Origin of the sequence: Clostridium psychrophilum, from assembly GCF_018861705.1 — a bacterium.
Lineage (GTDB): Bacteria > Bacillota > Clostridia > Clostridiales > Clostridiaceae > Clostridium_AD > Clostridium_AD psychrophilum.
On record NZ_JAHLEC010000015.1, the window covers coordinates 47,060 to 57,357 of the forward strand.

Below are 10,298 nucleotides of genomic sequence, written 5' to 3' on the forward strand. Positions count from 1 at the left end.
TAAAATTAATTGCCAGAGAAATATCTGGCAATTAATTTTGCTATAACTTATGCAATAACTTTAGCACTATCTACTAACATTTTTATTACTTTTTCATTAACAACATCAACTTTTAGATATTGTTTTTGTGCTTTCATAATTAGATCTGCTGTTTTATCGATTTCTTTGTCGCCATATTGGGCTGCAACTTCTTTAGCTTTCTTTAGCATTTCTTCATCAGTAGCATCAAATTTTTCAGTTTTAGCTATTTCTGCTATTACTAAATCTGTCTTAACTCTCTTTTCAGCTGATTCTTTCATAAATGTCCTAACTTTTTCTTCAGTGTTGTTAGTATATTTATAATATGATTCAAGATCTAATCCTTGTTGTTTTAATTTAGCTTCTAAATCTTTTAACATTATATCAGTTTCTCTCTTTATCATAATTTCAGGAATATCCATTACAACATTAGAACAAGCAGAATCTATTACAGCTTCTTCAAATTCTTTCTTTTCTCTATCAACGCTTGTTGTTTCAAGTGATTTTTTAATATCATTTCTTAATTCTTCTAAAGTATCAAATTCTGACACATCTTTAGCAAATTCATCATCAATAGCTGGTAATTCTTTTTTCTTCATACTTTTAATAGTTACATCAAAAATAGCAAGTTTTCCGTTTAAATCTTCTCTTCCATATGCTTTTGGGAAATTAACTTTAACTTCTTTTTTATCTCCTATTTTTAATCCAACTAATTGTTCTTCAAAAGTGTCAATAAAAGATCCTGATCCTATTTCTAGTTGGAAGTCTTTTCCTTCTCCACCTTCAAAAGCTACTTCATCAACAGATCCTTTGAAATCTATAATTGCTATATTGCCCATTTCAATAGCACCGTCAACCTTTTCTTCAACTCTAGCATTTTTTTCTTGCATGCCTTTTATCTGATTTTCAATTTCATCATCTGTTACTTTATATTCAGTTTTTTTTGCTTCTAATCCTTTGTATTCTCCTAATTTAACTTCGGGTGCTACTACAACTGATGCAGTATAAACAAAATCTTTTCCTTCCCCGATTTCAACAATATCAATTTTAGGATAATCCAATGGGTTTATATCCTTTTCTTTTAAAGCTTCAGGGTATGTATCATCACAGCAAAAATTTATAGCATCTTCAAAGAAAACACCTTCGCCATACATTTTTTTTATTATATTCATTGGAGCTTTACCTTTTCTAAATCCTGGTATGTTCATTGTTTTTGAGTTTTTAGCACAAGATTTTTTTAAAGACTTACCAAATCTTTCTGCTTCTACCGTTATTTCTAATTTAATAATATTTTTTTCTAATTTTTCCATTTTAACGTTCATTATATTTACTCCTCCTAATCACCACAAATGCTTATTACCTTAAATATTATAACATAACTTTTAAGGTATTTACAAATATTATTAAGCATATTTGCTCAAATAGTCTAATATTAAGATTATAACCAAATTTTTTCTAATTTACAAGATAATTTTATTGTTACTAAAATTTAATAATGTTTCATTAAACAATCATTTTAAAATTTTATTAAGTATCCTCCTGTTTAAATGACGATTAAGCTATTAAACTGTTGATTTGTCACTATTGTTATTGAACTTTTCCGATACAAATTCCTTAACCCTTGTTAATTCTTCATAATTTATATAATTATTGCTATATACTTCTATAATCCCTTTTCCGCAATAATTAACATTTTTAAGTTTGCTTGATATATCATCATAATTTAAGTTTCCTTTTCCGGGTAAAAGGCAAGTATGATTTTCATCTCTATCATTAATATGAAGATTAGCTAACCTGCTACCCATAACCTTTATATATTTTTCAATTGAAACATTAGCTTTATAAGCTTGTTTCAAATCTAAAGTATAATATATTGGATACTTACACTTTTCTTTCAAAAGTCTTAAAAAGTTTACATCTGATGACATACACCAAGATACATTTTCCTGTGCTAATTTAATACCTGAATCCATTGCTATGTACAACAGTTCATTATATATATCTATTATAAACTTAGTATCAAGTTCATTTAAATCTTTATAACGCATACCATGAAAAGTGTAACAACTAGCTCCTAATTTTTTGGATACTTTACAAACCTTTTTAAATTGTATTAACATGTCATTTCTTCTTCTATCATATTCATCAAAAAGATATGGTTCAAAAGAACTTGAAAATGCATGAACAGAATTTATGTTAAATTCATATAATTCCTTTTGTTCTAAAAAATTTTCTAAAAACTTCTCCTCACACTCACTTGGTGTGTTCAAAAATATTTCGCCATAATTAAATCCTAATTCTTTCATCTTCCTTATGCTGTTTTCAGTATGCAAATTAGGATAAAAGCAAGCTGAAGATAACCCTATGTCCATGTTTAAACCTCTTTTCCTATTTTAATGTTTCACCTAAGGCCATTACATATACTGTGTTGCCATCTACCATTGTCCCTAGTCCCTTAGAAGTTATATTTTTAAAAGTTATTGTTTTGCCGGATATTGATTGTACCTGCATATGGGTATTAGTTTTTATATTTACCTTCCATATATATTGTATTGCCTTTTCATTCATCCATGGTAATTCACTTACGTATGCGATATTATCTTCGTTAATAAACTTAGGTGTAATTGACCATACATAGCTTGGACTGATTTCAAGCTTATTTGCCTTTGAAAAAGGTTTGTTTTTGCTAGATTTATATACTTTTTTAGTAATATCTTTACTTACTTTGTTAACATCAACATATAATAAATCTTGATTTTTTTTGCTCTCTATAACTACTGCTTTCTTACTTGGGCTTATATCATATGCTATGTCTTTGGAATTTAATATACCTTTAATTGTTTTTTTTGCAGCCTTCACGGTATATTGAATACTAATCTTTTGTCCATCAGACAATGATACAATAAAGGTTTCATTTTTAACTTTTGCATCAGATTTTGCCTGTAAAGCTTTAAGCTTATCAGCATTTGTTTGTTTAGTCACTTCTTCTGATTTATTTTGCGTTTCTGCAGTATTTTTCTCTTTATCCTTTGATTTATTGAGAGACATACTATTCTTCATGTTTATACCTTTGTTCAATAAACCCTTAAAATCAGTTGTTAAAAATATACTCAATCCAATAATAGGTATAATAATCACTATTAATATTATCTTTCTTCGCTTCTTTTTTTCCTTTTCATAATGTTTGCTAAACATACTAGGTTTCTTCATGTAATTTACCTCCATTATAGTTAATACATTATTACCATTCAAAATTGCTTGATTAATAACAGTACATAATCTATTATACCGCATTACAAATAAAAATAATATTATTTTATTGCTCATACCCTAGCTTTTATATAGTAATACTTTGTTAACTTAAAGAGCTATAAATAATTTTCTAATAATACAGTGCTATTGCTATTATTGATCAGTATGTTTTTAAGTTGTTCCACTTTTTATTTTAACTGTTACTTTTTTTTTATCAAGTTTTAAGTGTCATTTTTCCTATACATATCAGTGGTTTGAAAATTATTTTAATATTCTTAATTTTCTAACTTATGTGAAACTACTTGAACTGTATCACTTTTAATATTACAATATGAATATGTTCAAATCAATTTCATCAAAGCTTAATTATTATTGCTATTTTATGAATTTATTTTTGATTTTGCCTTTAAGTATTAACAAACATAATAATTTATAGTATAATAGGTTTAAATGATATTTATTATTAGTTAGTATCTATTGTTTAATTACTTTTAACTCAATTATATATAAAACAATTATGTATAAAACATCATAAATTAATATATTATAAGGAGGAACAATAATGTTTAAACAATGGAATGGTTTCAAAGGTGACTTATGGAAAGATCAGATAAACGTAAAAGACTTTATTCAAAAAAATTATACTTTATATGAAGGTGATGATAGTTTTCTAGTAGGAACAACTGATAAAACTAAGAAAGTTTGGGATAAAGCTAATTCACTAATACTCGAAGAAATAAAAAAAGGTATTATAGATGTAGAAACTAATGAAGTTTCTGGAATAGATAATTTTAAACCTGGTTACATTGATAAAGAAAATGAGGTAATCGTTGGACTTCAAACTGATGCTCCACTCAAAAGAATAGTTAACCCTTTTGGTGGCTTTAGAATGGTAGAACAATCTCTTAAAGAATATGGTTACAAATTAAACAAGGATATAGAAAAATTCTTCCCTAAATATAGAAAAACGCATAACGAAGGTGTTTTTGATGCATACACTGATGCCACAAGAGTTGCAAGAAATGTAGGATTGTTAACTGGACTTCCAGATGCATATGGCAGAGGCCGTATAATTGGTGATTACAGGAGAATAGCTCTTTATGGAATAGATTTTCTAACTGAGCAAAAGAAAAAAGATTTAAAAGAACTTGTAGGACATGCAACAGACTCTTTAATAAGACATAGAGAAGAATTAAGTATGCAAATAAGAGCGCTTGATCAAATAAAAAGCATGGCTTCAAAATACGGCATTGATATTTCAAAACCATCAACCAGTGCTCGTGATGCTGTTCAAGCCGTTTATCTAGGATATCTTGCCGGTATAAAAGAGAACAATGGTGCTGCAATGTCACTAGGTCGAACAACTACTTTCTTAGACATATATTTTGAACGAGACTTAAGTACAGGTAAAATAACTGAAGATGAAGCTCAAGAGATTATTGATCAATTCGTAATTAAACTTAGAATGGCAAGACATCTTAGAACACCTGAGTACAATGAGTTATTTGGTGGAGATCCAAATTGGGTAACAGAATCTATTGGTGGTGTAGCTCTTAACGGAACTCCAATGGTAACAAAGAATTCTTTTAGATTTCTTCATACATTAACAAACCTAGGATCAGCACCAGAACCAAATATGACTGTACTTTGGTCTGAGAAGTTACCAGAAACATTTAAAAAATATTGTGCTAAGATGTCAATTGAAACTGATGCACTTCAGTATGAAAATGATGATATAATGAGACCGATCTATGGTGATGATTATGGTATAGCTTGCTGTGTTTCCGCTATGGAAATAGGTAAGAGAATGCAATTCTTTGGAGCAAGAGCTAACCTTGCAAAGTCATTATTATTATCACTTAATGGTGGAGTAGATGAATTAAAAGGTAAACTTGTAATACCTGGAATTGAAAAAATCACTGATGAAGTACTTGACTACAAAACAGTTAGAAAAATGTATTCAAAAGTTCTAGACTATGTTGCAAATATGTATGTAGATACAATGAATACTATACATTATATGCATGATAAATATGCTTATGAAGCAGGGCAGCTTGCTCTTCATGACACAGATCTTAAATACTTCATGGCATTTGGCGTAGCTGGGCTTTCAATTGCAGCCGATTCTTTAAGTGCTATAAAATTTGCGAAAGTAACTCCTGTAAGGAATGAAAAAGGCATAACTGTTGATTTTAAAACCGAAGGAGATTTCCCTAAATACGGTAATGATGATGATAGAGTTGATGATTTAGCTGTTGAACTTATCAAGGAATTCAGCACTGATTTAAAGAAACATCCTGCATACAAAGGAGCAGAACATACTTTATCGGCACTTACTATTACATCAAATGTAGTTTATGGTAAAAAGACAGGTACAACTCCTGATGGCAGAAAACAAGGTATACCACTTGCTCCTGGAGCAAACCCAACACAAGGTGCTGATGAAAATGGAGCACTTGCATCATTGAATTCAGTTGCGAAGATTCCTTATAGAAATTATTGCCAAGATGGAGTTTCAAATACTTTTTCAATAGTACCTGCTGCACTTGGAATAGATGAACCTACAAGAATTAATAATCTAGTATTCCTTTTAGATGGTTATTTTGCACAAAGTGCACACCACTTAAATGTAAATGTACTAAACAGAGAAGTTTTAATAGATGCTATGGAAAATCCAGACAAATATCCAACATTAACAATAAGAGTTTCAGGTTATGCTGTTCACTTTAATAGATTATCAAAAGAACAACAACTTGAAGTTATTAGTAGAACATTCCATAAAAAAATCTAGTCAATATTAAATAATATGAGAAGTACTTATTTTTATAAGTACTTCTCAATTTATATTAATTTAACAAAGAATTTCATTCAAAGCTAAGGAGGAATTATATATGGTAAAAGGTAAAATTCATTCTATCGAAAGTATGGGACTAGTTGATGGTCCTGGAATAAGAGTAGTAGTTTTTTTCCAAGGTTGTAAATTAAGATGTGCTTATTGCCATAATCCTGATACTTGGCAATTGAATGGTGGAACAGAAATGGCGCCAATTGAACTTGTCAAAAAAATTGTTCGCTTTAAACCATATTTTAATAGATCTGGCGGAGGGGTTACTTTCTCTGGTGGTGATCCATTACTTCAACCACAGTTTCTACTTGAATGCTTAAAACTATGTAATCAAAACGGCATTCACACAGCTCTCGATACAGCTGGTTTCGGTGATGGTAACTACGATGAAATATTAAAATATACAGATTTAGTACTTTTAGATATAAAACATACAACTAGTCAAGGTTATATTAATCTAACAGGAAGAGATACAACTGACTTTAATATATTTTTACAAACATTAAGAAAATCAACATCAAGGGTCTGGATAAGACATGTTGTTGTACCTGGGCTTACAGATTCTGTAGAGCATATAACCAAAATCGCAGAAATTATTAGTGAAAAGGTACCTAATGTAGATAAAGTAGAACTTCTTCCCTACCATGTTCTGGGTGTAAGCAAATATGAAGCTCTATCTATCCCATATAAATTAAAAGGCACCGAACCAATGGATAAAGATAAAATTAAAAAACTCCAAACATTAATAGACAATTTGCTAAATATCAAATAATAAAAGTGTTTCCATATGAAAATCATCCTACGTAACTTGAAATAAGAGATTGAAACATGAAAATACATTAAGAAATTCTAATTTTTTGATAATCTAAAATTCCCTGGCGTTCACACTCGACTTCCTGTCTCGGGTTCGCTAGCCTTCCCTCTTGGAAGGCTCACGCGCATTTTAGATTATCAAAAGAAGAATTTCTAAATGTATTTTCAATTGTTTCTGCTCTTCTTATTTCAAGTCACTTCTGGAGAAGTTTCATACTATATTACACATACTGCAGGCTGTTTCCGATAAAAGAAGAAGATCATGTCCCAATATGAATTCTAAATCATATTGTGGCATGCTTTTTTAAACTATGATCCTTACTATTTTGGCCAATAAGTTGGACGAGTTAGTAATCTTGGTAACTTTGTATTTGAGTCTCTCTTAGCTGTGTTAATTTGGGATTGAGTTAGGAAAATACTTTCTGTAAGGTTAGCTCCTCTAAGGTCAGTATCTCTTAAATCAGCCCCAATAAAGTCAGCACCACTTAAATCTACATTTCTAAGATTTGCAGCAATAAGGCATGTCCCTCTTAAGTTTGCACCTCTAAGATTAGATTTTCTAAGGTCTAGACCCATAAAATCAGCCCCTCTAGCCTTTGTTTTCTGATACTTTGAAGGATTCTTCTGTCCCCTACATATTTTAGATCTAACAAGTTCGCTAGTATTAAGAAGCAAAATGTTTACTTTGTCTCTGTGTACTTCCACATCCAGTCCTATAAGTAAATCCGGACTGAGACGGGTAAGTCGCATTGTCTCATTAATTAAACAACTGAGTTTATCTTGGATAGAGTGAGCCGTTTGTAATGTGCTTGCCTCTGTCAGATACCATAACATTTCATGAAGTTGCCTCATTACGAGAAACACCTCAAACATTTGTTTTGCCACTTCAACTTCTTGTCTCCAATCGTGTCCACCATAAGTAACTTGAGCTACCTTTTGACCTGCACCAAAACAATCATAAGCTGTGCATCCTTTAAGCCCCTTTTTCCTTAACTCTTTATGAACAGAGCAATTGAAGTCTGTTTGTAAGTTTGGGCAAGGTTTACCAGCATCTTTGTTCACTGGAAAACCCTCAGAAGCTGAAAAGTATAATGCAACGCAGCATAATCCAAAACATTTTCCACAGTCACCTCTCATTTCTTGAAGTCTCGTGTCAATAATAGATGCTGAATCCGTGTAGTCTTCAGATAGTTTTTTATCATACTTATTTTCATGTGGATATATCATATTTTATCTTTAGTGAGAGAGTGTATAGCAAGTACCTAACCCCCACTAAAATCCACTTCCTTTCTTTTTATACTGTTTTATGTGTATAACATGTTAATAACTTTCGCGATAGTTCGTCATATTCGAATATGTTGTAGTAACATCTAACAATTAAGAATTATACTTATAGTTTTTTAAAACATCCAATACAATCTATCCTTTGATACACTAAATCCAAGTTTGATTTGTAAGGCTAATGATTTTTCATTGTTTATTTCAATCTGTCCAAATGGAATCCTACCCTTTTCAAGCATTTGATTTACCATATAACTTTCAAGCATTTCAACACTCCTTTACAGTTTACGATTTCGTTACAACGTTTTTATTAATTCACGAATACGTTATTTATTTAAAGATTTAATCTTGTCTAACTGTTCTTTTAACCTTTTATTTTCATCCTTTAATTCTTCCATATCAACTAACTGAACAATTAGATTTTGTTTATCTTCTTTCAAATTTTTGACTTCTCCATAGAGTTTCTTTATTTTATCGTATTTAGCCTGTACTTTATCTTTTGAAGTCACAACTGTATCTCCATTTGTATTACTTTTTTCAATAGCTCTTAAACTCATTATACGCTCTTTTAGGATGTCATTATTATATAGTGTAGCCTTTGATACTCCTGCCTCTTCTGCTACGACTTTAAAGTTGATTGCTTTAGTTTTAGAACGTTTTAACTTATCTATAGCTTTATTAACCTTTTCAATAGTTACTTGGTTTTTCTTTTCTGAAAACTCTTTTAAACCTTGAGTATTTCTATTAGGCTTCTTTACCATTCATTTGAACCTCCAAACTATCTACTAATGGTTCAAGATATTGCCATTTGACATACTGCCTTTGCCAATCTCTTTCTCTATCTAATTCCTTAAACCTTGCCATTTCCTTTTCCATAAGGTCTAATTCTTGTTTTAAGATAGGATAGAATTTAACTTCGGTTATAAGTTAGCACAATTATAAAAGAAACAACCATCTCCATCTGAACAGTTACCTCTCCTAAAATCATATAAACATACTCCTGTAGGCAATGGATTAAAGCTCATTGATTTTGATATATTAGAAACAATATCATCAATTTCTTCTTCGGTCTTACCTTTGAATTGTGTGTCTAATTTACCTTTAATCTCTTTGACTCTTAATCCTGAAATCTTTGAATTAGGGCTTAATATCATATCAGAATATATTTCCTTAACTTCTTCATTGTTTAAAGTAAGGTAATGCGTAGTCATTTCAATGGTTACATGAGCATATTGCTTCATAATGTGTGCTATAGGTACTTTCTTTTTTATAAGTTCTCTAACATATGTTGCTCTAAATTGATGTGATTTTAACGGATATAAATTACTTTTGTTATCTCTTATATCCCATTTTTTTATAAAGTTAGGTATCCTCCTATCTGTAAACGCAGAAACACTTAAAACTTTTATTCCTGAGTATCTCACCAAAAACAATTCCGTTAATCCACTTTCTTGTCTTAGTTCTTCTGTGTACTCTTCAAGTTCTTTAATTACACCTTTAACTAATTCATTTATAAAAACTTTATGTGGTGTTGGATTAGTATCCTTTTCTGTTTTAGGGACTAAAACTTTCATATAATCATGTCCATCTCTTGTTGTATGAACACAACCCTTTTGTATTCCTAAAACCTCATTTATTCTTAATCCTGTTTGACTTTGAATTATTATTCCTGCTTTAGTTAATATATTGGTTTCTTTATTAGCTGCATAGTAAAGTATTTTATCAAATATTTCTTCTGGAATAGGTTTAGTTTTATTTTCTTTACGTGACTTTTGTGGTTTCCATAAATCACACGAATTAACATCGGATAATAAATTAGTTTTAGGTACATTCCAACCTTTTATTTGACCTACTTTAATTATTTCTTCAACTACATAACATAAATTATATCCTGTTCCTACAGCAACCTCCTTTTCTTCTTTAAGATATAAAGCAAAGTTTAAGAATATTTCTTTAGTTACCTCACTAAAACTAATTATATGATTATCCCACAAAAAGCTTGTAATTACTTCCAAACGTAGTAATTATGATATAATAATATCAAAATCAGTACGTAGAGGAGGATTACTATGTTTTGCAAAAATAACGT

The 10,298-nt window shown here is 30.1% G+C and carries 10 protein-coding genes; 2 read left to right on the top strand and 8 right to left on the bottom strand.

Annotated features, from left to right (window positions below):
* Positions 1-47: 47 nt before the first annotated feature.
* The 3 genes from tig to KPL38_RS05525 form a co-directional block, all read right to left on the bottom strand.
* Positions 48-1,340 carry a trigger factor gene (tig, locus tag KPL38_RS05515; protein ID WP_216287964.1) on the bottom strand — a complete coding sequence of 431 codons (1,293 nt, stop codon included), beginning with the start codon at positions 1,338-1,340 and terminating at the stop codon, positions 48-50.
* Between the two features lie 240 nt (positions 1,341-1,580).
* Positions 1,581-2,390, bottom strand: a complete 810-nt coding sequence (locus KPL38_RS05520; RefSeq protein WP_216287970.1) for a sugar phosphate isomerase/epimerase family protein — start codon at positions 2,388-2,390, stop codon at positions 1,581-1,583.
* 16 nt (positions 2,391-2,406) lie between these two features.
* Positions 2,407-3,228, bottom strand: coding sequence for a tRNA (guanine-N1)-methyltransferase (locus tag KPL38_RS05525; RefSeq protein WP_216287972.1), 822 nt, complete (start codon positions 3,226-3,228; stop codon positions 2,407-2,409).
* A 604-nt stretch (positions 3,229-3,832) separates the two neighbouring features.
* Here KPL38_RS05525 and pflB point away from each other — a divergent pair.
* The gene (gene pflB / locus KPL38_RS05530) at positions 3,833-6,061 is read left to right on the top strand and encodes a formate C-acetyltransferase (RefSeq protein ID WP_216287980.1); all 2,229 of its coding nucleotides are present in this window, start codon (positions 3,833-3,835) and stop codon (positions 6,059-6,061) included.
* A gap of 100 nt (positions 6,062-6,161) precedes the next feature.
* A complete protein-coding gene (gene pflA, locus KPL38_RS05535) occupies positions 6,162-6,887 on the top strand; it encodes a pyruvate formate-lyase-activating protein (protein WP_216287982.1) in 726 nt (241 codons plus the stop codon).
* 362 nt (positions 6,888-7,249) lie between these two features.
* Here pflA and KPL38_RS05540 read toward each other — a convergent pair whose 3' ends face one another.
* The 5 genes from KPL38_RS05540 to KPL38_RS05555 all read right to left on the bottom strand — a co-directional run bounded on the left by KPL38_RS05540 (position 7,250) and on the right by KPL38_RS05555 (position 10,224).
* On the bottom strand, positions 7,250-8,155 hold the full coding sequence (locus KPL38_RS05540; RefSeq protein ID WP_216287984.1) for a pentapeptide repeat-containing protein: 906 nt from the start codon (positions 8,153-8,155) through the stop codon (positions 7,250-7,252).
* A gap of 173 nt (positions 8,156-8,328) precedes the next feature.
* Entirely contained in the window at positions 8,329-8,475 is a 147-nt protein-coding gene (locus KPL38_RS05545; protein WP_216287986.1) for a hypothetical protein, read from the bottom strand.
* 60 nt (positions 8,476-8,535) lie between these two features.
* On the bottom strand, positions 8,536-8,970 hold the full coding sequence (locus KPL38_RS05550; RefSeq protein WP_216287987.1) for a transposase: 435 nt from the start codon (positions 8,968-8,970) through the stop codon (positions 8,536-8,538).
* Complete coding sequence (locus KPL38_RS19965) at positions 8,954-9,085, bottom strand: hypothetical protein (protein ID WP_281419325.1); 132 nt, start codon at positions 9,083-9,085, stop codon at positions 8,954-8,956. Before KPL38_RS19965 ends, KPL38_RS05550 begins: the two co-directional genes overlap by 17 nt.
* Before the next feature lie 44 nt (positions 9,086-9,129).
* Positions 9,130-10,224, bottom strand: a complete 1,095-nt coding sequence (locus KPL38_RS05555; protein ID WP_216287988.1) for a tyrosine-type recombinase/integrase — start codon at positions 10,222-10,224, stop codon at positions 9,130-9,132.
* Positions 10,225-10,298: the final 74 nt, after the last annotated feature.

Excerpts from the sequence above, each read along its gene's own strand:
- KPL38_RS05545 (WP_216287986.1), bottom strand. The coding sequence starts at position 8,475 with ATGCTTGAAAGTTATATGGTAAATCAAATGCTTGAAAAGGGTAGGATT.
- pflA (WP_216287982.1), top strand. The coding sequence starts at position 6,162 with ATGGTAAAAGGTAAAATTCATTCTATCGAAAGTATGGGACTAGTTGAT.
- KPL38_RS05550 (WP_216287987.1), bottom strand. The coding sequence starts at position 8,970 with ATGGTAAAGAAGCCTAATAGAAATACTCAAGGTTTAAAAGAGTTTTCA.
- KPL38_RS05525 (WP_216287972.1), bottom strand. The coding sequence starts at position 3,228 with ATGAAGAAACCTAGTATGTTTAGCAAACATTATGAAAAGGAAAAAAAG.
- KPL38_RS05540 (WP_216287984.1), bottom strand. The coding sequence starts at position 8,155 with ATGATATATCCACATGAAAATAAGTATGATAAAAAACTATCTGAAGAC.
- KPL38_RS19965 (WP_281419325.1), bottom strand. The coding sequence starts at position 9,085 with ATGGAAAAGGAAATGGCAAGGTTTAAGGAATTAGATAGAGAAAGAGAT.
- pflB (WP_216287980.1), top strand. The coding sequence starts at position 3,833 with ATGTTTAAACAATGGAATGGTTTCAAAGGTGACTTATGGAAAGATCAG.
- KPL38_RS05520 (WP_216287970.1), bottom strand. The coding sequence starts at position 2,390 with ATGGACATAGGGTTATCTTCAGCTTGCTTTTATCCTAATTTGCATACT.
- tig (WP_216287964.1), bottom strand. The coding sequence starts at position 1,340 with ATGAACGTTAAAATGGAAAAATTAGAAAAAAATATTATTAAATTAGAA.